The sequence below is a fragment of the Paenibacillus sp. 37 genome, from assembly GCF_008386395.1.
Taxonomy (GTDB): Bacteria; Bacillota; Bacilli; order Paenibacillales; family Paenibacillaceae; genus Paenibacillus; species Paenibacillus amylolyticus_B.
Map to the genome: position 1 here is coordinate 1,444,252 of NZ_CP043761.1, position 22,179 is coordinate 1,466,430.

Genomic DNA, 22,179 nt, shown 5'->3' on the forward strand with positions numbered 1-22,179 from the left:
ATAGTTACTTCATATAGTATGAACACATTGCGGGCCGAGATGATCTCGGTCTCTTTGTTGTCTCTACAAGGCTTGGAAGATGGCATAGATGAACCCATTCGTGAAACAAGAAGGAGATAACCCCAGATGAGTATGAATGAAAATATGTCCGAAGAACAGATTTTGGATCAGTTGTTTGAAGCAGCAGAACGTTTGCCAGAGGAGAATGTGCGTATTCAGCGTCTGGATCTGCTGTTGACCTTGCGTGGATTGACATCCTCCAAAGTGGATCACATTCGCGAACGCTGTACCATTCGAAAAACGACCAAAGGCCGCACCGAGGAAAAGGTGGACACCGAAACGTTTAACGCACTGCTCATTTCTGAAGCAACGGTTAAATTGAAAGTTCGCAGCCTGGAATTGTCCGGCTGGGGGGACACCCGTATTACCGGCCGCATGAAGCTATCCGGTGGCGAACAGGCGGTACGTCGTATGTTGCTCGCTGGTGAATTGGATGCCGTAGGTGATAAAGTGCTGGAGCTGTCCGGCTTCGGTGTGGAGATTGAAGACCTAAAAAACTGATTCACTCCGGCGGGATGACTACGTTCCTGTATCACATGTGGGTACGTCATCATCTCCGGCCCGGAGAGTTCTGGTCTTTGCCACGCGGGGAGCGCTCGCTGTTAATTGCGTTCTCGGAAGAGGAGATGTCAGCGATAACTTCGCAAATGAATCGATAACGATATAAGACAGGAGGTGAAAAAATGGCAGAAATGATTGTAGGTCTATCCAAATCCAATGCGGAAATGCGGACAACCCTTCGATATCTGGATCAGATTCAGCGCTCAACGGAACGTCTGGGCAGAGTTCGTTATCAGAGTCTGATTAAGGTGAACAATGAATTGAGAACGACTGGACGCAGGTTGGAGCATATTTATAGTATGGCTGTGCGAATCAGCAGGCTGCGAATCACACCGACGATTGGGTTGATTGATAAGCTGAGTCCGGCACTGGATCGCGCATGGGCGAAACTGAACAGTTTCAGGGACCAGATGGTGACGGCTTCGGGAACAGTATCGCTTGAGGTTCGGCAGAAGATCGAAGTGGCGATGGGCAAAGTTGGGCCAACTGGCCCAACTATGGCTGTCATGATCCAGAACAACAAAAACATTACTAACAATACGAAGGAAGAAGAACCTAAAAAGTGGTGGGAAAACGTACTTGCAGCGGTCCAAGCATTCAATGATTTGAAGGATGCAGCCTTTAATGTAGGAGATATTTTTAAATTGTTCAAAAAGAAAAAAGAAGAAAGTCCTGCATCAGATCCAACCAGAAGTCCAGCATCCAAATGCTGCTGTTGCACAGGTGGAAAGATGGGCAAAAACCGTAGAGTTCGTTCACCGAATGCGGATGGTGGTGGATCAGATCGTGGAAGACGAAATTACCGAAGGGGTAGAATGTCTAGTAATCGTTCGAATCGGGGCCCATCTCCAGTACCCAATCCTGTACCTGATACTCCAACTCCTCCGGCCGATCGCAACCGTAATAGGGGAGGCGGTAGAAGAATACGAGGAAGCGGTAGATTAGGATTTGCGGATGGTGGATTGGGATCTTTAACCGACATGCTGGCTGGTAACGGATTGATGGATAATTTAAGTGGTGGCTTTGCGAAAGGTGCTAAAAGGCTACTCGGACCCATCAGCATGCTTGCTGATGTGGCAAATGTAGCGACAGCACCACCGGAAGAACGTGGCCGAGCTGTAGGTTCTATGATTGGCGGCACAGCAGGTACTGCGATTGGTAGCGCCATCGGTAGCGTTCTTTTGCCTGGCATCGGGACATGGGTTGGTGGTGCAGTAGGTGGTTGGGCCGGAAGTGCAGCAGGCGGCTGGATTGGAGACAAAGCGAAGGATATTGGAAACTTTATGTCTAGTGCTACCGAGGGTGTAGGTGATGCTTTATCGGGTGCAGCGGATTACGTCTCTGAGAAAACAAAAAAAATCACCGATGGCATATCCAGTTTCTTCGGCTTTGGTTCCAAAAAAGAAGAAAAGACGGTCTCGGCAGCAACAGTAGCTGCACCGTCGCAAGTACCAACAGGCCCGCAGATGGCACCTGCCTATATGCCACCTGCACTGACCATAACAGGCCCAGCCGCATATATGAACAGCAAGGTCGGTCAACCTACCTCTGCTGGATTCATGGGAACAAGCATGATGCAGAACCAAGCGATGGCGCTTGGTAACGGTGCGCAGACCAATGGAAAATCGTCCACGATGACCGTACAGATATCTGAAGATCAGATGAGCAGTCTGTCCGGATACTTGAAGGATTTCAAAACCGAAACTACCAATCAGATTGCGATAAATATTGCACCGGGAACGGTACAGGTGACGGTTCGTGAGAACGCAATTGATTATGACGCAGTTTCTCACCAGGTGGGGCAACGGATCTCTAACGAGTTCCGCCGCGCGATGCAAAATCGCAAAACGATTATGGCCTAAGCAGAAAGGAGGCCGCAGATATGTCTGTACTTGAAGATAAAGTTGGTCCTAACAAAATGTCATTTACGTTGAAGGATGGCAATACTCCATTTCAATTTCCGGTAAACCCTGAAGAAGTTAATATTTCCAGATCTAAGGGATATGAAACGGTCAATATGTTGGAGCATGGCGAGTTTGATTTTGCACAAGGGGAGAAGGTGAAGGAGATCACCTTCTCTTCTTTTTTTCCAAAACGATATGATCCGTCCTATTGCATGGATGAAAAATATTTTCTGGATCCACGCGTGGCGATGAATGTGTTGAACACTTTTCTCATATCCAAAAAGCCACTGCGTTTCATCATCTCCGAAACCGGAGTAAACGTTCCTGTATTTCTTGTTTCGCTTAATTCGAGCTTTCGCGGCGGGGAGACGGGAGATATTTATTTCGACCTGACCCTGCGAACCTGGCGGGATTCCAAAGTGGAAAAGGTGGGTTCAGGGGCAGCCGCAAGCAAGTCCGGTTCACGTACCGATCTGAAAAAAGGTAGCAAGACGTACACCGTCAAAGCCGGGGATTCTTTGTCCAAAATAGCTAAGCTTGAACTCGGAAATAGTTCCAAATGGAACGAGATTTACAAGCTCAATACGAAAATCATTGGCAGTGATCCAAACCGGATCAAGCCCGGACAAAAGCTGGTGATGCCATGACCTACAAGGTCATTGTCGATGACAAATATGACGTCACCAAGCTGGTGGAGACAATTACGCTGAAGGACTCGCTGGACCAGATTGCATATCAGGCCAACATCCGGTTGGCCGTATCTGCCTATTCCGGTTTGCCTTCGATTTCACCCGGCATGGCGGTGCGGATTAGCGGGGTTCCTTTTGGCGAAAAATCCATGGTTCACTTGCTGCATCCTGCGGTCATCTGGGAGGTGGAAAGCTCGAACAGCGGCACCAAGCGGCTGTCCCTCACGGTGTACGACCGGATGATCTATCTGGAGAAATCAGAGGACGAATTCCTACTGCCGAAGGATCAGACCGCTGTACAGCGGCTTAAAGCGTACGCCAAGGAATGGAAAATTCCTCTGGCTGCTCTGCCGGAGATCAAGACCAAGCTGGGTAAGGCGGTGTATCGGTCGCAGACCATATTTGCGATGATATTTGCCGATCTGAAAGAAACGGCCAAGTCCGGGGGAGACATGTATCATCCACGGATGACACCCGGCGGGTTGCAGCTCTTCCAGATCGGAAGTAATGCGAAGGTCTATGAGCTGGATCGACTGATTGATCTGACCCAGATGCGTACGCTTGAAGGAGCGATCACGAAAGTAAAAGTGATGGCAGCGTCTGAGTCCGGCGGTAGTGGCAAAGAGGTGCCTTCGAAAGTACTTGCGATTGAGCAAGGGGATACGGAGCAGCTAGGTACGTTGCAAAAACTGATCGAGGACGATCAGATAAAAACAGCTGCCGCCGCCAAGAAACTGGCAAAAAGCAAGCTGACAGGTATTCAGGAGACCTTTACAATATCCGCACCGGATGTGAATACGATCCGCGCTGGAGACGCAGTGTTGTTAAAAGGACTGAGGCTAATTGTCATGTCGGTCAGCCGTGATCTGTCTGCCGGGCCTGGAACGATGACGTTGGAACTGGGTACAGCTGAGATGGTGAAAAGGAGGTATTACCTTGAATAAAGATGATCCGTATGGGCATTTTGCCGACGTCATGCGGGGAGCGATGAGTACACATTCTCGTCAGGCCGTGAGCGGCATGGGCGCGGTATTGGGTACGATGACCTCATCCGGCGTGAAACTGGATGATTTCAAGCACGAGGTGCAGGATTATCTCGTGGCCGAGTTGCCGGGCACGCTTGGACTGCCGGAGCGCGAGACTGCTGGCGCGATCTCGGGTATACCTGACGTGGCAAATGGCGGTACGACGGGCACGGGACGGTTTCTTTTGCAAGAAGAGGAAGTGGAAGAAGCGGTGTGGTCTCTTGGTAAAGGATTAAAAGCGGGAGATCGCGTACTGGCGATGCGGGTGAATGGCGGTAATGACATTGTGGTGCTGTGTAAGGTGGTGAGTGCGCATGCCTAGTTTGTTCCCGGAAACGGGTGTGGTCTGGGGAGATGAAGAAGATCTGTCAGGGGCGGCATCGGAAGAGGTGCGCTTTGGACGAAGTTGGCGATTTGATTACGACGCAGGGGATTTTGTGCTGACCCCAAGTGGCAAAGTTGCCGGGGCTGGTGGACATGAAGCTTGGGTGCAGTGGTGCATTAAGGCTGTGAAAACGCCGCGGTACAGACATGTGATCTATTCCCGGAACTATGGTTCGGAGCTGGAGGATCTGGTGGGGCAGAGTGATAGCCGAGGTGTGATGGAAAGTGAGATTACTCGGATGGTGACGGAGACGTTGCTGGCTGATCCACGCACGGATTTGGTAGACCAGTTTGCGTTCGATTGGAATCGGGAACAGTGCATGTTCTCGTGCCGGGTGGCGAGTGTGCAGGAAGAGATGTTTATTCTGGAAAGTGAGGTGATCTGACGGGATGGCTGAGATTCCGCGTTATTTGGAGGACCAGACGGAGGAACAGATTATGCAGCGTATGCTGGATCGTCTGCCCGCGGATCTGGATAAGTCGGAAGGATCGTTTCTGTGGGATGCGGAGGCTCCGGTAGCGTTTATGCTGTCTGAAGCGGCTTTGTGGGCACAGGAATTACTTCGGCGGGGGTTTGCAAGTACGGCTGCGAGTAGTGATCCGAATTTTCGTTCGGAAGAGCTGGATCTGCGGGCGGGAGAGCACGGCATCACACGGCGAGCTGCGGTGGCGGCACAAGGTGCGGTGAGGTTTGTGGGTACTCCGGGTAAAGTGGTGCCTGCGGGTACGGTCGTGGCTACGCTCGCGGATGAAGTGTCTGCTGAAGCTTCGCTCGAATATGAGACAGTGGGACGTTTCGAACTGGATTCAGATGGTTCCGGGGTGGTAGGCGTGCGAGCACTTGTTGCCGGAAAAGACAGCAACGTGCCTGCGGGCACGGTAACTGTGCTCTCTACACCTGTAAGTGGCGTGACTTCTGTCACGAACGTTGAGGTGATTAAAGGCGGTGCGGATATTGAGGCCGATACGGCACTGCTGGAACGTTTTTATGCCAAAGTCCGCAACCAAGGAACCAGCGGCAACAAGTCGCAATATGTGCAATGGGCCAGTGAAGTACCAGGTGTAGGTGCAACGCGGGTTATTCCGTTATGGCAGGGGCCAGGCACGGTGGGATTGTATTTGCTGGACACGGACAAACGTGCGGCTGGCACAGATCTGGTAGCGGAAGTGCAGAAGTACGTTGACCCAACGCAGGATGGGCAAGGTGAAGGTGTTGCACCGGCGGGGCCAGTAGTGTCCGTGATGCCGGCCGAGGAAGTGCCGATGAACATTCAGGTGAAGCTGACGCTGGCAAGTGATGCGACACTCGCCGATGTTCGGACATTGATCGAACGCGGGGTGACCGCGTATTTGAAACAGCTGGCTTTTGCCGATCCACTCGTTCGTTACACCCGTATTGCCGCGATTCTATTGGACATTCCGCCCATTATCGACTATTCGGAGCTGACCGTGAACGGTGTGAGCGACCAGAATATCGAGATGACCGCGAGTCAGGTGGCCGTGTTGGGGGCGGTGGATGTGCATGAGTAGTGTTGGGCAGATGGTGGATGTAAGGTGCGGATGTGGAGACAGAGGCGGTGTAGGACAAGGTGGATGTGCTAGTTGTGTTGCTCCCGAGTGTGGAAGTGAAGAAAAAGGCGGGCAAAAAGGGCATTTGTATTGTTCAGAACGCCGCTTGGGAACGCAGTTGCATTTGAGCGAAGCTGTTCACGTTAATGTGAAAGGAAAGGAGGATGCGGGTCATGAGTGCTCCTTCTATTGTAGATGTTGGACTGACGAGTGAGAAAGGGCGGGAGTTGTTCTCGTATTTGCCCAGATATTACGAGACTTCACGCGTCATGCAGGCCGATATGCAGGCCAAAGGCACCGAAATAGATCTGCTGTACCAGGCGCTGGATGAGACATTGGAGCAGTTTTTTGTCCGTACAGCGACGTGGGGGCTGGACTTCTGGGAGCAGGAGCTCGGAATTGAGACGGATCGTCTTAAACCCGTGGAACAAAGACGTGCCGTGGTGGAATCGAAGCTGCGTGGTGCCGGGAAGTTCTCTGGCAGGCTCGTGGCGAATGTGGCTGAGGCGTATGCCGGGGGCAAGGTGGATGTAACTTTTCAGCCGGAAGCGTGGAGTTTTACGGTGAGTTTTGTGGATACGATGGGCATCCCGCCCAATATCGATGATCTCAAACGTGCGATTGAAGAATTGAAACCGGCCCATATGTCCGTGGAATATGAGTATCGCTATTTGGTCTGGGATGATCTGGACGACAAACAGAAGACATGGGACGAACTCGATGCCGCGTCCTTGACGTGGAATGAACTGGAGGTGTGGGCTTAATGCCACAGGAAACAGATCGACTAAAATTGCATCTTCCCTTGGGGAACGAAAGAGTGACCCGGGATAGTATTAATATGATTTTCGAAAAGATTGATGCTGGTGTTGCAACGCAAGCGGATTTGGATGCGCTTCGTGAAGCGGTGAGTCAGATGGAGATTCCTGATGCATCTTTGACGCAGAAAGGGAAAGTGCAGTTGTCCAGTAAGACGGACGGTACGTCCGAGACGGTGGCGGCGACGGAGAAGGCAGTGAAAGCGGCTGTGGACGGTGCCATTCCAAGACTGATTCCAGATACCCGTGGAGTAGCTACAAAGCCCAGCGATTATCGTAAAAACATCGCATACTCATTTAAATCAGGTTCAACGATTGGCTTACCCGCCGAACTCTATGTCGTATTACATGGATTGAAGGGCTGGAATGATGACAGCGGAGGCGTCACTCACGAATATGCTTCCGGCGGAACGACAGGAGGAATGTACCATCGTACTGGTACGACTGCTAACGATACCTGGGGGCCGTGGATGCAGATTGTTGATCAAGGTGCACCGTGGCAAAAGCGTAAGTTAACTGAAGATAATGGTCTTTCAATCAACGTCAGTAATGGGAATGCCAATAATTTAGTCGCTGCAGGGTTCTATGTTGGTGAGAATATTGCCCATGCACCAACAACCGCTAGTGGTGCATGGTGGTATATCGAAGTTCAGGCAATGTCTTCTGATAGTTGGGTTATTCAAAAAGCCTATGATTTATTTAGTGCAGGATCATTCAGAATGCGAATTAAAAGCAATGGAACTTGGACAGCATGGTCACAAGACCTTTTTCAATCTGTCCTTGATGCTAAGAACAGGCACATTATTTCATCTGCTGCACCTTCTGGCGGAAACGATGGCGACATCTGGTATCAATACTCATGATTAAAGGGGAGGAGAATAACGCATGGCTTTAGGCGCTAAGGTGGGTGGCACGTGGAAAATGCCCAATAGAGTGTCCGTCAAGGTTTCGGGGACTTGGCGGGGTGTCCAACAAATTTATGCGAGAGTCGGGGGAGTATGGCGCCCCATTTGGTCCACTGTACAGACTATGCGGAAAGGTTCCGTATGGGGCAGCAATTCATATGTGGCCAAACAATCGGACCATGTGGAATGTTACGCGTACAACCCAAGCACAGGAGGCGGTGAGGCGGCCGTAGTGACAAGCACACCAGTGGATCTGACCAACGTAACTAATGTTGTATTTGATTTTGCATTGGAAGGTTCATCCCACATCCAATCAGATGGGATTTTCATAGCGTCAACGGACCAAATGGGAGGCGGCGGTACATATAACGCCCGAACATATCGGGGTTCACTGACGACAAGGACCACAATCAGCTTGAGCGTTTCCAGCCTTTCCGGGTCCTACTATTTGCGGGCGCACGCTTCAAACAACAGCGGCGTATCCACATGGAAATGCGTTCGCCTTTACCGGATCTTGCTGGACAACAAAGAGATTTGGAACGCCAGTGTGGGAGGTTCTTACTTGTAATAAAGAGGCATGATCATGTACCTAAGACGGAGAAGTAAAGTCAGCGAGAAGTTCCATACACCGAAATTAATTGTATTTAATGGGACGGGGTTTGCGCCAATTACGTATTTCAAGTGGCAGGTCTGAACTTACCTCAATCTCACCAATAAAAAGGAGGTGAACCATGGCCACAAACCAACTAACCAGAGCCATCGCAATTACACTCACGCAACATTTCCCTAACATCCCGATCAATCCTACTAATAGCATCACCAGCCCCGTCCCGGAAACTATAGGCATCACCTACAGCTTGCTTTCCGCCCAACTCACCCGGGAACGCAGCGATCGCTTCGTGCAGTCCCATACCTTCGAAATCCGCTGGCTTGACGCAAACAATATCCCGGCAACACTGCCGGATGAGCTCTTCGAAGCCTTGGAAACCATCGACGTGGAGGGTACACCCTATCGCGCAACGGAGATGCGTTGGGAGACGGAGAACGACACACCACGAATGCTGGTGTACTACACCATGCGAACCACCAAAGTGTCGGAGTCCGCCTCTACCATGCAACAACTGGAGCAGCCACCTACCGCACTTAAAGCTACGAGAGAATAACTATATGATTTCAACGTAACGAACGTTGTTCTGACGTTGGAGTGGCTAGTGCCATTATTCTTTCTTAATTGAACTTAATCAATCAAATGAGGGGATATACATGAAAGGAATAGGAGGCGCATTGGCAATGTTTACGAAAAAAGAACCGGACCCTAAAAAAACGGAAACTCAACAGAAAAACAACCAGAAATACAGCAAAGCACAGTTCGCCGAATCCCGGCAACTCAGCCGGATCGAAAAAGATATTTTGGCAGCAGTGCTGCTGGAACAAGAAACATACACCTTGCAAGAAGCGCAAGAACACATCCAACAATTTATGAATGGGGAGGCACAATAATGGCTGGAGGAACATGGACGACACAAAACAAGGTACGCCCCGGCGTATATATGAATTTTGCATCGGAGGGCTCATTGCCGGGTACGGTAGGGGAACGGGGAACGGTGGCTTTGGCACTTCCATTGTCATGGGGACAAGCTAGCACAATCCTGACGGTACAAGCAGGTGAAGATGTACAAGCCAAGTTGGGCTATGACTGGACAGCACCTCAACTGCTCCTGATCCGCGAGGCATTGAAACGAGCACAGACATTGCTTCTGTATCGACTCAATGCAGGGACCAAAGCCAAGGCAACCTTGGACAAACTGACAGTGACAGCCCAACATGGCGGTGTGCGTGGTAATGATCTAGCTGTTGTAATCTCAGCAAATATCAATGACCCGGAACAATTGGATGTCTCGACTTTGCTTTCGGGTAAAGAAGTGGACAAACAAACTTCGTCCACCATCGAAGCTCTGGAATCCAACGCATACGTTACCTTTACTGGTGAAGGTGCTCTCACAGCTACAGCGTCACTTCCATTAACAGGTGGATTGGATGGTACAGTAACGAACCAAGAGCATGCTGATTTCCTCACCAAGCTAGAGGTGCTGGATTTTAACACGGTTGGTCTGATTTCAGACGATGCCACACTCAAGTCAGTCTACACAGCTTACATCAAGCGTTTGCGTGATACCGAGGGCAAGAAGGTGCAACTGGTTCTGTCCGATTATCCGGCAGCAGATCATGAAGGTATTATCAGTGTGAAAAATGGTGTTGTGCTTGCAGACGGTACCGTTCTTACGCCAAAACAAACGGTAGCTTGGACTGCTGGTGCAACAGCGGGGGCTAATCTGAATGAATCCCTGACGTTCCGTGCGTATGACGATGCCGTGGATGTGAATGGCAGATTGACACATACCGAGACAGAAGCAGCATTGCGTAATGGCGAGTTTGTCTTTACCGCGAGCAGCAACCGCGCAGTGGTAGAGCAGGATGTGAATACATTCCGTTCCGTAACACCGGATAAGGCACGTCATTTTGCCAAAAATCGTGTTGTCCGTGTTCTCGATGGCATCGCTAACGATATGAAACGGATTTTCGAGTCCTATTACATCGGTAAAGTGAACAACAATGAAGATGGACGCAGCCTATTCCGTTCCCAATGTGTTACTTACTTGAAGCAGCTTCAGGATATTGGGGCGATTCAAAATTTTGATTCCAAAACAGACATCACTGTTGCTCCGGGCAATGAAACCGACAGTATTCTGATCGAGATTCAGGTCCAACCTGTGGATTCCGTTGAAAAAGTATATATGAAAGTGAAGGTGGTTTAAGATGGCATTTTTGAAAGCAAGCGACACAATCTCCGGCCAGGAAGGCCGCGCATATGCAACGATTAACGGACAGACGGAAGAAATGTTCTATGTGAAGACGCTGGAAGCAACGGTGGAGAAACAAAAAGCAGAGGTCAAAACCTTGGGCCGCCGCGGTGTACAGCACAAAGCAACCGGTTGGTCCGGTTCAGGTTCCATGACGATCTTTTATACCACATCCCGTTTCCGCGAGCTTATGCTCCAGTACATGCAGAATGGGGTGGACACGTACTTCGACATTGAAGTGACCAACGAAGATCCTTCGTCCACAATTGGTAAACAGACCGTGACCCTCAAAGGCGTCAACCTCGACAGTGTGATCATGGCATCCCTCGATACCGAGGCGGAGGCGTTGGAGGAAGAAGTGAGCTTTACCTTTGAAGATGTCGATATGCCTGTATCATTCAATCTGCCGAAGTAATGTAGCGTGAAAGCATAATGATTTGAGATTTATAAAGCGTATTAATTAGCAGCGGGTTTGTAAAAGAAACCTGTTCAACATGCCTGTGTTACGGGCTATTTGGCGTGTCAAAATTCTGCTCTTCGCCGCTTCTTGCGGCGGGGAGCCTAACTTTAGAGGAGGAACAATACATGAGTGGATTGAGTATGTTTTTTGCCCAAAATGCAGCAACAGATACAACGGAGGAGTTTACCGTATCCCCCCGATTCAAAGATGAGAAAGGCGAGCCGGTTGCCTGGAAACTGCGCAGCATGACCGAGGACGAAAACCAGGAATGCCGCAAGGCAGCTACCCGCAAAATTAAGGGCAAGAATGGTGTCTACACACCCGACATTGATGCGAATGATTACATGGCTCGCCTGATGAGCGCAAGTGTAGTATTTCCCGATTTGAAAAACGCAGAACTCCAGCGTTCATATGGCGTGATGGGGGCGGAATCGCTTTTGCGGAAAATGCTGTTGCCTGGGGAATTTGCTTCGCTCGGTGAACAGGTTCAGAAGCTGAACGGTTTCAATCAGGACATGAACGAACTGGTGGATGACGTAAAAAACTAATTAAAGAGGGCGATTCCGAAGCGAATCTGGCTTATTACGCTCTCCATGAACTGAACATTTTGCCGCATGAGCTAATGGCCTTCTCCATGCGAGAACGAGCGGCCATCTATGCAATGATCTCCATCCGGGTGGAGGAAGAGAAGAAAGAACGGTCCAAGAGCCGCGCCCGGAAGAAATAAAAAGGAAAGGAGGGAGAAATGAATGTCCGATACAAGTATCAATGTAATCAATCCTCCATCCGTAAATAATTTAATCAATAACTTAAATCTAATTCAGGTAAAAACAACCGAAATTTTGAACAACTTCAATCAGATTAACCATGTTAATTTGAATCAATTTAACCAAACGAACATATCCAACCACTTTAATCAAATAAACCAGCAAATGAATGTAACGATTAATCTGATGGAAAAGTTGGAGGATACGGCTGATGATACAAGCAATGCTTTGGGTGATAATCTGAGTAAACTCTCTAAGTGGATGCAAATGGTAAAGTCCGCTGGAAGTGTTGTGTTAAAAGCTGCTGCTGAACAAGAAGACTTCAAATATCGTTACATGGTTGCCGCAGAAGATCCGGTGCTCGGGGAAAGCATCTATAATAAGTATCGAGATCAAGCCTCCAAGAGCGGTCAGGATGTCAATGATTCGCTTAAATCTTCTCTGGGCTTCTTGCCTTTGGCACAAAATACAGGGCAGGTAGATCAGTTAAATGAAATGACTCAACGACTGAGTATGTTGTCACCGGATAATAAAAGTCTGACCGATGCATCCAAGGCTATTGTTAGTGCCATGAATGGAAAAAATACAGACTTGGCTAGTCAATTTAACATCCCGGAGAGTGCATTGACCGGAGCTGGATTAGGTGAATTTATTCAGACGAAAGACCTTGACGGTTTTATACAGGGTTTGCAGACGGTTCTTGAAATGCAAGGTTACACACAAGAAGCCTTTGATACGATGCTGGATTCTCCATTGCAAAAATGGACGGCTCTCGTGAATCAGTTCAATGGGATACTATCTGAAATCGGGACAAGAGCTTTGGAAGTTTTATCTCCTGTGCTTGACCGATTAAACGAAGCCATAAGCTCAGGTCAGTTCAGTGCTTTCATCGAATGGATTGGTGGGGCCTTCGCAATTATTGCTCAAGTGGTGGCATTTATCGTGGATGGGTTCATCAATTTTGCTGCAGTTGTGCAGGAAAATTGGGCTATCATCGGACCTATATTAACAGCCATTGCTCTAGTGCTCCTAGCCAATATCATTATTACGCTCGGAGTTGTAATTGCTCAGGTTTATTCACTGGCTGTGGCATGGTTGGTAGCTAACTGGTCTATCTTGCTTGTCATTGGTGCTATTGCAGGACTCATCTTCATTTTGCAATTATGTGGCGTTACAGCTGGGGATATTGTGGGAGCGATTATAGGTTATTTTTATATGGTTTACGAGTATATGAAATCAATTTTTGCATCCATTCTGAATTATTTCATATCTTGGGCTGAATTTGTCATCAATGTATTCAGAGATCCAGTCTATGCATTCCAAAAGTTGTTTGTTGATATGGGACTCATTGTACTCCAAATTCTGTTCAACATTACAAAGGGAATTGAGGATTTCGCAGGTGGTTTCAAAGATCAAATCAACTGGATGATCGGAGGTATAAACAAATTAATACCCTATCTTAATAAGATTTTCGGGACCAATTGGGGCGGTATTAAACTAGTGGATGATGCTAACATTCATTCAATGAGCGGTAAGATACAGGGTTTAATGAGTGACCTTGAAGCGAGTGCTCCTGAGAGCCAGGAGGACGTTGTTAGCCTGTGGAGAATGGACGCTTCTGCGGACTATAAGGATGCATTTGATATGGGATTTGACAAGGGGCACGATTTGATGGATACCACCAAGGACCTATTCCCCAACGGCTCTGATAAATTACCCGGAAACTTCGGCGGCTCAACTCCCAAAACACCTTCTATGCCATCGATACCAACTGCACCTGCTCCCACCGTTGTTCCCAACAGCAACATGAGTAACATCAATAAAATCAACAATATCGGACAGGTGGACAAGATCGGTGACGTGGATGGCACAGTGGATGTAACTAGCGAAGACTTGAAACTGATGCGTGAGCTTGCAGAGATGCAGGCGATTCAGCGATTCGTCAGCCTTACTCCAACCGTTCAGGTCACCACAGGGGATATCAACAGCGGACATGATGTGGACAGCATCATCAGCAAAATTACCGATGGACTGAACAGTCAGATCGTCTCCAGTGCCCAGGGGGTGTATGGATAAGTGGAATATTATATTCAACTAAGCTTCAATAACCGCTCTGAATATATGTTTTTCCCGGTGACACCAGAGAGCATTGAGTTTTCGGATTCGGGAGACGGCAGTACGTTTAACGTTAGCGCTTTGGGTGAAATTAACGTGATCAAGTCGCCGAAGCTGCGTGAAGTCAGTTTCAGCGGGATTTTTCCGGCAGACTACAGCCCGTATCATCTGAACTATGATGCAAGACATCCGGCAATTCAGAAGCAGTTTTACCGTGATCCCTATGAATATGTGAAAAAGATCATCCGCTGGATGCAGACGGGCAGACCCGTCAGACTGTTCTTTTCCAGTGCAAGGTACACCATTAATATGGCGGTTTCCATTGAGAGCTTCGACTGGAAGGAGACAGCGGGTACGGTGGGGGATATCCAGTATGATATCAAGCTGAAGCAGTTCATTTTTTATGCCGCCAAAAAAGTAGTGCCACTCAAGGACAGCAAGGATACGGCTGCTTCGAAAACAAAAACCAAAGCCTCCCGGCCCAATGAAAAAATCCAGCCCAAGACCGTCACACTCAAAGCTGGAGACTCCTTGTGGTCTGTAGCCAAAGCCCATCTGGGAGATGGATCTCGCTGGAAAGAGCTGCAAAAGCTGAATGGCATCAAAGATGCACAACTGAAGAAGCTGCCGATTGGACTTGTGATCAAGCTTCCGTGAAAGGAGAGGGAATATGCAAGAGCAGATCAGGCTGGACGATAAGCTGGCAAACATGAAGGAACGGGTATTACTGGATGACAAGCAGGGCAACATCTGGGACATTAGCGAAATTGCCGGTGACATTACGTACAAAACCTCCCGCATCGGCAAGCCTTCCTCTCTGGAATTCACGTTGATCAAGGGCAGCCTGTACCAGAATAAGAAATTCACATATGAGAATGGATATGTTGTGAAATATATCAGCAACGAGGTAGGCATCTTTTACGGATATATCTTCTCAGTGGATAGTGGCAAGGACGAAAGTGTCAAAATCAAAGCCTACGACCAGATTCGTTATCTAACCGCGAATCAGACGTACAAGTTCGTTAACGCAACGGCTACGGATGTGATCAAACGAATTGCCAAAGACTTTCTGTTGAAAACAGGTGATCTGATCCAGCCAAAATACGTTATTCCGCGCATGGTATTTGATAACAAAAAGCTGATCGACATGATCTGTGAGGCGCTCGACCGAACGCTGATCTATGGTGGTAAAAACTATATCTTCTACGATGATTTTGGCAAGCTTGTGCTTCGGGATGTGGAAGAGATGCCTTACGGCTTTGTCATTGGGGATAACAGTCTGCTCACGGATTACAGCTATACAAGGTCGATTGACGACCAGACGTATAACAAGATCAAGCTGTATCGGGATAACAAGGATACGGGAAAAAGAGAAACGTTTGTTCATCAGGACTCAGGCAGCATCCGTCAATGGGGGCTGCTTTTTTTGTACCAAAAAGCGGATGATGGCCTGAACGAAGGTCAGATTGATGCCATGCTGAAGACCCTGATGACCCTCCGCAATCGCGAGACGCAGACGTTGAAAGTGGATGCGCTTGGTGATTTCAAGGTGAGGGCGGGTAGTTTTGTCAACATCCAGATCAATGAACTGAAGATTAATCAATATTTTCTGGTAGACGAATGTACGCATAAGGTACAGGGAGGCGTGCACACGATGTCGCTGGATTTGAAGGTGGTGTAACGATAAATGATGCTGGACGTGATTAAAAAGGCGGCGGTGGCCGCTGTAGATGCCAAGTCTCCCGTTCAGGTAATGTACGGAAGCGTGTCAAACACTCAGCCCTTGGAGATCACCGTTGAACAACGGCTGGCATTGGCTGAGCCTTTTCTGGTACTGCCAGAATCCGTAGTGAACAAAGCTTGGACCGTGGGTGACCATGTCTTGTTGTTACGTGTTCAAGGCGGAGACAGCTTTGTTGTGCTGGATCGGCTGGTGAATCCATGATTCCACAAGGTGCACAGATTAGTGCAGAAGATCAGGAAGAAACTGCTGTACTTCCAAGTCTGACGTATGTAATTCAAGCTTCGGGACAGCGAATTGGAAGACTGCAAATGGATGGAAAAGATGCGGTAAAACAGGCGGTGTATAAAGTGATGTCTACACGTCGCTACGAGCATCTAATCTATTCCGCGGATTACGGCATGGAATGGTCCTGGGAAGGAATGGCCGGGAGATCCATGGTTGAATCGGAACTGGAACGCTGGATTCGCGAAGCGTTGCTTCCGGATGATCGCATTTCCGATGTAACGGAGTTCGATTTTGTCCACGAGGCCGATGGAGTAAGGGTTTCGTTTACCGTGGAAACAGATTTTGGCAGCTTCAGGCAAGAAACGGAGGTGAACATGGATGTATGAAGAGCAGACGTTTGAAATTATTTTAAATCGAATGCTGGATAGGGTACCGGATGGTGTGGATAAACGTGAAGGCAGTATTATCTATGATGCGCTTGCCCCAGCAGCTGTGGAAATGGCTCAGATGTATATCGAGTTAGATGTGAACGCCAACCTGAAGTTTGCGGATACAGCTTCTGGAGAATATCTGGATCGCGCGGTGGCTTGGTCGGGCATTCAACGGAAAGCGGCCACGAAGGCACGTTGGGTTGGCAGTTTCCGGGATAATGAAGGTAAGCCTGTTGAGGTTCCTTTAGAGAGTCGTTTTTCCACGGGGGATCGGGTGTACGTTATAGTGGAGCGCATCGCGGCAGGACGATATGTGTTGGAGTGTGAAGTCGCGGGAGCGGAAGGAAATGAATATACGGGGGCGCTGCTGCCCATCGATTATATTACTGGCTTGACGACGGCTGAATTGACACAGTTGCTGGTTTCTGGCGAAGACGAGGAAACGGATCAGGCCTTGTATGATCGCTATCAGGACAAAGTTTCCCGTCCGGTCACGAGTGCGAACAAATATCAGTATGAGTTATGGGCACGGGAAAACTCTGGTGTGGGCAAAGCGAAGGCTTTTCCACTGTGGGATGGTCCAGGTACAGTCAAAGTGGCATTGCTGAATAATGAAATGAAAACACCTGCTGAGGCGGTTATTGAGGCGGTCCAGGAATATATCGACCCAACCCAGGACGGAATGGGCGAAGGTGCTGCTCCAATTGGCCCTGTGGTCACAGTAGTGGGAGCGGAAGAGGTTCCTATTGATGTGGAGGTACAGGTCACGCTTGCTTCTGGTTCAACGTATGAGGGTGTAAAGACACTGATTGAAACGGGAGTTACGGCATATCTGAAAGAACTTGCTTTTGCCGATCCGTTGGTTCGTTGGACACGGATTGCCAATGTCATTCTGGATATTCCGCCCGTAATCGATTATAGCGATCTGCTGGTGAATGGTGGGATGTCCAATCTGGAGATCGCCCCCGGTGCAGTAGCCGTTCTTGGGACGGTGAAGGTGACATGAGTAAAGCAGAGGCATTAATGACTCTTTTGCCCCCGTTATATGAAAATGTGCTGGAGATGCAGCTTCTTACGGAGACCGAAGGTGTTGAGCTGGACCAGCTTACGGTGGGTTTGGAAAGTGTGCTGGACCAATTCTACCCGGAGTCTGCGACCTGGGCATTGGAACATTACGAGCGGGATTTGCAGATTCAGACGAATCAAGCCAAGCCAGACGACCAGCGGAGATCCGTAATCATCTCCAAAATGCGCGGCAGTGGCAAAGTCTCTGGCTCCATGCTCAAGAACGTGGCGCAAGCCTACGAAAGTGGCGGGATTGATGTATCCGTATCGCCCGAGGAGTACTTGATCCGAATTCGTTTCATCGACACATGGGGCTTGCCGCCCAATCTGGACGATCTGAAGGCAGCGATTGAGGATATCAAACCGGCACATATGACCGTGGACTACCGTCTGCGGTATTTGACGATCTCGGAAGTTGAGAGCATGACGCTGGATGAAATTGAACAGACTCGACAGGATAAATTTGCAGGAGGTGGAGTATAGATGAATGAACCGAAAACACCGAATTTGGGATTGAATAAAATTGATCGTTCCTCGCCATCGACGACTTATTTTGATCTGGATAAGTATTTGGATCAGAACTGGGAGAAGGTTGACGAGGGTGTTGCAACACGAGATGAAGTTGAGGAACTTCGCCAATCGGTAAACGAGATGGACATTCCAGACGCATCGCTGACTCAAAAAGGTAAAGTGCAGTTATCAAGCAAAACAAACGGAATATCTGAAGAGTTTGCACCAACTGAAAAGGCGTTAAATGATGCAAGATTAGCTGCTCAAAAGTACACAGATGATAAGACATGGCAGAAGTACAAGCTTACACAGGATAATGGAGAACCAACCTTAATTGCCGCTAATTACGACCTAAACACTTTGAAAGCAACTGGCGTTTATGGTTGTCAAAATGCAGTGAATGCACCTTTGGTGAGTAGGGCATGGGAAATAAGGGTTGTTCGATCTGTATCATTAGATTCTATTATCCAGGAAGTCACTTCTTACACGACCGGAACAGATACCCAAGTGATGAAATATATTAGGAAAACGCAAAACGCAAGCGCTAATCCTTCTACTTGGACGGCGTGGCAATTGATGACACCACAACCAAACGTATGGGGGGCGTTATGATTGGCTGATGTACTCAAAAAAATGTATGGCGGTGTAGTTCCAACGGCAATTACTGATTTATACAAAGCTCCACCGGGAAAGAGGGCTGTTTTGAAATCCTTGATTCTTTGTAATCAAACTTCAAGTGACCAACTTTTTTGGATTGAATTGGGCGGATATTATTTTGTGCATATGCAGACTATCAAAGCAAACGACACTCTCGTTATTCCCGTTTTTGATCAAGTGTTAGCCGCGGGTACAAACATACGCATATGGTCACAAAACGCTAACTCAATTGTTGCGCGGTTGAGTGGATATGAAACAGATAGAATGGACTTGATATCAGTAAGAGCGAATTTGACCGCTACAGATACAACAATTCTAAGCAATACAGCGACACTGTTGATTAAATCGATTGTTATATGTTGCCGAACCACGGACCCGGTAAAATTAAACCTACTATTTGGGAGTGATTATATAATCTCAAATAGAGCACTTGGAAAGTTGGAAACGTTATTAGTCCCTGTAGCAGATCAATTTTTCCCAGCCGGGGAAGTAATAAAAAGCGGAGCGCCTGGCGTTACCGGGTCTGCTAATGTGGTAGTTCATATCAATGCAATGGTGGTGACCTAATGCCGACACTTGATAATTTCAAATTGAGCAATTACAGGTTGGGTGGGCCGGGTGGGGATGTTGAATCTGATTATTATCTGATTTATTCAAAAAATATAAATGTAAATAAAACCGGATCAACTCTTACGAAGATGTTTGAATTAGGATCAAACAAGGCGTTCATTCACCTCCATGATAGGGGCGCGATAATCTCCGGTGCCAACCCAACAACCGACATCACCACGAACATAGCTTTAACAACTACAGACCCAGACGGGACGGAAAGACATGTTTTTTCTCCTTCCAAGCTAGTAACGAGATTGAACAACGGGACAAGTTTCGCAACATCATCACGAAGATACGTTGTTTCCATGTACATTGACATAGTAAGCAAAGTTGTTACTTACTATTGGTCTGATAGCACAGCTAATAATTATGAGTATTCAGCCGAGGCTATATCTAGCGGTTTAACTTACAAATCTCTTAATCTTTCGTTGTACTCAGTCACAAACGCTTTGGGTCAAGGTGGTTATTCTGAATTCTCTGCAAGCCAAATTGTAGTAAGTCGCCTGAAATGATCCGTTTTCAGACTATCAACGGAGAAATAGAGAGATAGCAGGGGGAAAGGGTGTGACGTTGTGAACCGGGAAAGCTTATACCGCATACTCACAACATGAAGAGATATATAGCGTGGGGATCACATAGAGATAACCAGCGTACTTATATGGTAGCGTGCCTACATGGTACGCTATTTTTATGCCCTCTGAAGTGGTCAGAAAGAGTACTCAAAAATTACAAACACCCCACAATTATAGCTGGGGTGTTGTTCTTCTATGTGAACAGACTTTTTTTGCTAAGTAAAAGGCGCTGAGATTATTAGAACTTCACAGTGTAGTAGTTTCTGTCGCGAAGTATTGGATCAGAAATTTTAACATCAGAAACTTTTACGCCTGGCTTAATTAACTTACCAACAGATACACTTGACCACTCGTTTACAGTAATATTTCCCGAAGCGGTTGTTCCACCCATATACTCGACTCCAGTATCTAAAGTATAGATATCAATAAAATGGATGGAAGCCCATTTTGGAAATGTTGTTGGTTCTTTTTTAACTAACACATCGAATTCAACAATCGCGTATGTAGCACCTTCTCCTGCAGGTGAGTCATTGAAACTACTATCATATCTAACACCTGTAACTTTAATGTCAAAATAAGGTGTTTTGACAACATCGCCTACATTGTAAATCTTGCTTTGTGTTTGGCTTGTAGTGCTAGGGGAGTGGAGGAATTGTTGTTCAAAAACGATTCTCCTTTAGTTTCAAACTCAATTTTCTTTTGCTCTTTGTCATAAATTAATTTGTAACCAGTCATTTCTGCAACTTCACGAATAGGCAAGTATGTTTTTCCGTTATAAACCAGCGTGTCAGATTGCAAATTTTGTTCCTTGCCATCAACAGCGAATGAAAATTTGGTCAATATGGCATTAACCGTAGAGGGGGGCGGCTGCAGCAAGGGTTGCTGATCCGATCATCATGCCAATACCGAGAGTGGCCACTGTTTTAAATAATGATTTTTTCAAAGTGTGAGTCTCCTTTATAAATGGGGTATACACTTTATTTCGGTAAACACTGGAAATAGTTTATAGCACCTCTCCCAAAAAGACGGTACTTAATATGTTTGCCTAAATGAAATCACATCGATTTTCCCGGATGGGTCGAGGGCATAAAAATGAAGGAGGGAAGGCCATGTTTAATCGAGGGGGATTTAACCGCATGGCCTTTAACCGCCAAATATCCGTATTCGTGTTTGGTCGTGCTGTCGCAGACGTTTCCGGATCTGCGGCGGCGGTCGGCACGATGGAAATGACGGGTTCGGCGCGGTTATGGATGTGGCAACCAATGCTAAGGCGATTACATTTGAGAGGTTACGAAACGGGCTATCATGGATGTTAGTTTTGGTAAGGTCGCGAAAGATAGCCGATACCATGTTTAAATTTCTGTAATTCACAGGTCAGTTCAAACCAGGTGATCAAATTATCATAGATGCCAACACATTTAAAATCACACAAAACGGCATGACCGCTTCACATTTACTATTTTAGAAGGCGATTTTATTAATTGAAATTTAAATCTAAATCTTAGTGAAAACAATTTAACATGGACAGACCCTTGTTCAGGGAATAAACGAACTTGTATTAAGGACTACACGCAATCCACTAATTTTTTTTTTGTTTCTAAAACGATTATACGAATCACAAAGGAGGTGAAACCATGGAAAGATGGGATACCCTATGGAAATGGGGAATTGCGCTGATGAGCAGCTCGGCAACCTACTTCTTCGGAGGCTGGTCAGGAGTGCTCGGTGTATTGCTTGTATTCGTCATCCTCGACTACCTAACGGGCATCGCGGCGGCGGGCATGAGTGGCAAGTTAGAGAGTAATGTTGGCATGTTCGGCATCGCACGAAAGGTATTTATATTTGCAATGGTATCGGTGGCTCATCTGGTGGACGGTGTTCTGGGAGACGGACATTTGTTCAGGGATGCGGTCGCCTTTTTTTATATCGCAAATGAGTTGTTGTCCATCATCGAAAACGGGGGTAAGTTGGGCGCTCCAATTCCGCCAGTGATTCGGCAAGCTATTGAAGTGCTCAAGGGCAAAGGGGGGACCGGGGAACTCCCCGGTAACTTCTCCCCAAGTGCCAAAGACTCTTTTTCACAGCCAGATCCGGATGACATAGATTCACAGACTGGAGATAGCAAGAAGTAATGCGACTATAGCAAGCTAGCACGTGAAACTACACATAACTCAACACATTAGGGACACGCACACAAGCAACCCCTGATCCAACCGCATTAACTATAGGAGCATTTTGCATCAATCCA

The 22,179-nt window shown here is 47.6% G+C and carries 29 protein-coding genes; 27 read left to right on the plus strand and 2 right to left on the minus strand.

All coding sequences use genetic code 11. The features are described 5' to 3' along the window. Positions 1-126: 126 nt before the first annotated feature. The 25 genes from F0220_RS06330 to F0220_RS06455 all read left to right on the plus strand — a co-directional run bounded on the left by F0220_RS06330 (position 127) and on the right by F0220_RS06455 (position 19,871). Entirely contained in the window at positions 127-561 is a 435-nt protein-coding gene (locus F0220_RS06330) for a phage tail assembly chaperone (RefSeq protein ID WP_017690174.1), read from the plus strand. Positions 562-743: 182 nt separating this feature from the next. After that, entirely contained in the window at positions 744-2,483 is a 1,740-nt protein-coding gene (locus F0220_RS06335) for a hypothetical protein (RefSeq protein ID WP_105600729.1), read from the plus strand. A 56-nt stretch (positions 2,484-2,539) separates the two neighbouring features. Then, positions 2,540-3,172 (plus strand): LysM peptidoglycan-binding domain-containing protein, encoded by a 633-nt coding sequence (locus tag F0220_RS06340; protein WP_105601088.1) that lies wholly within the window; start codon positions 2,540-2,542, stop codon positions 3,170-3,172. After that, positions 3,169-4,158, plus strand: coding sequence for an XkdQ/YqbQ family protein (locus tag F0220_RS06345; protein ID WP_105600728.1), 990 nt, complete (start codon positions 3,169-3,171; stop codon positions 4,156-4,158). Before F0220_RS06340 ends, F0220_RS06345 begins: the two co-directional genes overlap by 4 nt. After that, positions 4,151-4,561 carry a hypothetical protein gene (locus F0220_RS06350; protein WP_105600726.1) on the plus strand — a complete coding sequence of 137 codons (411 nt, stop codon included), beginning with the start codon at positions 4,151-4,153 and terminating at the stop codon, positions 4,559-4,561. The genes F0220_RS06345 and F0220_RS06350 overlap by 8 nt, the downstream gene beginning before the upstream one ends. Further along, on the plus strand, positions 4,554-5,009 hold the full coding sequence (locus tag F0220_RS06355) for a DUF2634 domain-containing protein (protein ID WP_105600724.1): 456 nt from the start codon (positions 4,554-4,556) through the stop codon (positions 5,007-5,009). The genes F0220_RS06350 and F0220_RS06355 overlap by 8 nt, the downstream gene beginning before the upstream one ends. Positions 5,010-5,013: 4 nt before the next feature. After that, the gene (locus F0220_RS06360) at positions 5,014-6,153 is read left to right on the plus strand and encodes a baseplate J/gp47 family protein (protein WP_105600722.1); all 1,140 of its coding nucleotides are present in this window, start codon (positions 5,014-5,016) and stop codon (positions 6,151-6,153) included. Between the two features lie 212 nt (positions 6,154-6,365). Continuing rightward, positions 6,366-6,956 (plus strand): YmfQ family protein, encoded by a 591-nt coding sequence (locus F0220_RS06365; RefSeq protein WP_105600721.1) that lies wholly within the window; start codon positions 6,366-6,368, stop codon positions 6,954-6,956. Between the two features lie 53 nt (positions 6,957-7,009). Further along, on the plus strand, positions 7,010-7,870 hold the full coding sequence (locus tag F0220_RS06370; RefSeq protein ID WP_223199863.1) for a pyocin knob domain-containing protein: 861 nt from the start codon (positions 7,010-7,012) through the stop codon (positions 7,868-7,870). Between the two features lie 22 nt (positions 7,871-7,892). Next, complete coding sequence (locus tag F0220_RS06375) at positions 7,893-8,480, plus strand: hypothetical protein (RefSeq protein ID WP_105600717.1); 588 nt, start codon at positions 7,893-7,895, stop codon at positions 8,478-8,480. A gap of 163 nt (positions 8,481-8,643) precedes the next feature. Beyond that, a complete protein-coding gene (locus F0220_RS32800; RefSeq protein ID WP_105600716.1) occupies positions 8,644-9,075 on the plus strand; it encodes a phage tail terminator family protein in 432 nt (143 codons plus the stop codon). Between the two features lie 127 nt (positions 9,076-9,202). Beyond that, positions 9,203-9,412: a YqzN/YkzM domain-containing protein gene (locus tag F0220_RS06390; RefSeq protein ID WP_105600714.1), complete on the plus strand. Its 210-nt coding sequence runs from the start codon at positions 9,203-9,205 to the stop codon at positions 9,410-9,412. Continuing rightward, entirely contained in the window at positions 9,412-10,728 is a 1,317-nt protein-coding gene (locus F0220_RS06395) for a phage tail sheath family protein (RefSeq protein ID WP_105600713.1), read from the plus strand. Before F0220_RS06390 ends, F0220_RS06395 begins: the two co-directional genes overlap by 1 nt. A 1-nt stretch (position 10,729) precedes the next feature. Then, complete coding sequence (locus F0220_RS06400) at positions 10,730-11,188, plus strand: phage tail tube protein (RefSeq protein ID WP_017690162.1); 459 nt, start codon at positions 10,730-10,732, stop codon at positions 11,186-11,188. A 170-nt stretch (positions 11,189-11,358) separates the two neighbouring features. Continuing rightward, positions 11,359-11,781 (plus strand): phage tail assembly chaperone, encoded by a 423-nt coding sequence (locus F0220_RS06405; protein WP_105600712.1) that lies wholly within the window; start codon positions 11,359-11,361, stop codon positions 11,779-11,781. Between the two features lie 201 nt (positions 11,782-11,982). Continuing rightward, a complete protein-coding gene (locus tag F0220_RS06410; RefSeq protein ID WP_105600710.1) occupies positions 11,983-14,076 on the plus strand; it encodes a phage tail tape measure protein in 2,094 nt (697 codons plus the stop codon). Next, positions 14,077-14,772, plus strand: a complete 696-nt coding sequence (locus F0220_RS06415; protein WP_074093888.1) for a LysM peptidoglycan-binding domain-containing protein — start codon at positions 14,077-14,079, stop codon at positions 14,770-14,772. A gap of 13 nt (positions 14,773-14,785) precedes the next feature. Then, the gene (locus F0220_RS06420; protein ID WP_105600709.1) at positions 14,786-15,796 is read left to right on the plus strand and encodes an XkdQ/YqbQ family protein; all 1,011 of its coding nucleotides are present in this window, start codon (positions 14,786-14,788) and stop codon (positions 15,794-15,796) included. Positions 15,797-15,805: 9 nt separating this feature from the next. Next, on the plus strand, positions 15,806-16,060 hold the full coding sequence (locus F0220_RS06425; RefSeq protein WP_223199971.1) for a DUF2577 family protein: 255 nt from the start codon (positions 15,806-15,808) through the stop codon (positions 16,058-16,060). Beyond that, the gene (locus F0220_RS06430) at positions 16,057-16,470 is read left to right on the plus strand and encodes a DUF2634 domain-containing protein (RefSeq protein ID WP_105600706.1); all 414 of its coding nucleotides are present in this window, start codon (positions 16,057-16,059) and stop codon (positions 16,468-16,470) included. Before F0220_RS06425 ends, F0220_RS06430 begins: the two co-directional genes overlap by 4 nt. Next, a complete protein-coding gene (locus F0220_RS06435; protein WP_105600704.1) occupies positions 16,463-17,521 on the plus strand; it encodes a baseplate J/gp47 family protein in 1,059 nt (352 codons plus the stop codon). The genes F0220_RS06430 and F0220_RS06435 overlap by 8 nt, the downstream gene beginning before the upstream one ends. Further along, complete coding sequence (locus F0220_RS06440; RefSeq protein WP_105600702.1) at positions 17,518-18,063, plus strand: putative phage tail protein; 546 nt, start codon at positions 17,518-17,520, stop codon at positions 18,061-18,063. Before F0220_RS06435 ends, F0220_RS06440 begins: the two co-directional genes overlap by 4 nt. Then, the gene (locus F0220_RS06445; RefSeq protein ID WP_105600700.1) at positions 18,064-18,702 is read left to right on the plus strand and encodes a pyocin knob domain-containing protein; all 639 of its coding nucleotides are present in this window, start codon (positions 18,064-18,066) and stop codon (positions 18,700-18,702) included. Next, entirely contained in the window at positions 18,703-19,314 is a 612-nt protein-coding gene (locus F0220_RS06450; protein WP_105600699.1) for a hypothetical protein, read from the plus strand. Further along, positions 19,314-19,871: a hypothetical protein gene (locus tag F0220_RS06455; RefSeq protein WP_149846360.1), complete on the plus strand. Its 558-nt coding sequence runs from the start codon at positions 19,314-19,316 to the stop codon at positions 19,869-19,871. The genes F0220_RS06450 and F0220_RS06455 overlap by 1 nt, the downstream gene beginning before the upstream one ends. A gap of 298 nt (positions 19,872-20,169) precedes the next feature. On the opposite strand, the gene F0220_RS06460 is transcribed toward F0220_RS06455, so the two are convergent. Next, positions 20,170-20,412, minus strand: coding sequence for a hypothetical protein (locus tag F0220_RS06460; protein ID WP_105597642.1), 243 nt, complete (start codon positions 20,410-20,412; stop codon positions 20,170-20,172). A gap of 116 nt (positions 20,413-20,528) precedes the next feature. Beyond that, positions 20,529-20,771 carry a stalk domain-containing protein gene (locus tag F0220_RS06465; protein WP_181155313.1) on the minus strand — a complete coding sequence of 81 codons (243 nt, stop codon included), beginning with the start codon at positions 20,769-20,771 and terminating at the stop codon, positions 20,529-20,531. Positions 20,772-21,040: 269 nt separating this feature from the next. Between F0220_RS06465 and F0220_RS06470 the strand changes: the two genes are divergently transcribed. Both F0220_RS06470 and F0220_RS06475 read left to right on the plus strand, forming a co-directional pair. Further along, entirely contained in the window at positions 21,041-21,247 is a 207-nt protein-coding gene (locus F0220_RS06470) for a hypothetical protein (RefSeq protein ID WP_105597644.1), read from the plus strand. A 318-nt stretch (positions 21,248-21,565) separates the two neighbouring features. Continuing rightward, positions 21,566-22,063: a phage holin family protein gene (locus tag F0220_RS06475; protein ID WP_105597645.1), complete on the plus strand. Its 498-nt coding sequence runs from the start codon at positions 21,566-21,568 to the stop codon at positions 22,061-22,063. The last annotated feature ends 116 nt before the right edge of the window (positions 22,064-22,179 follow it).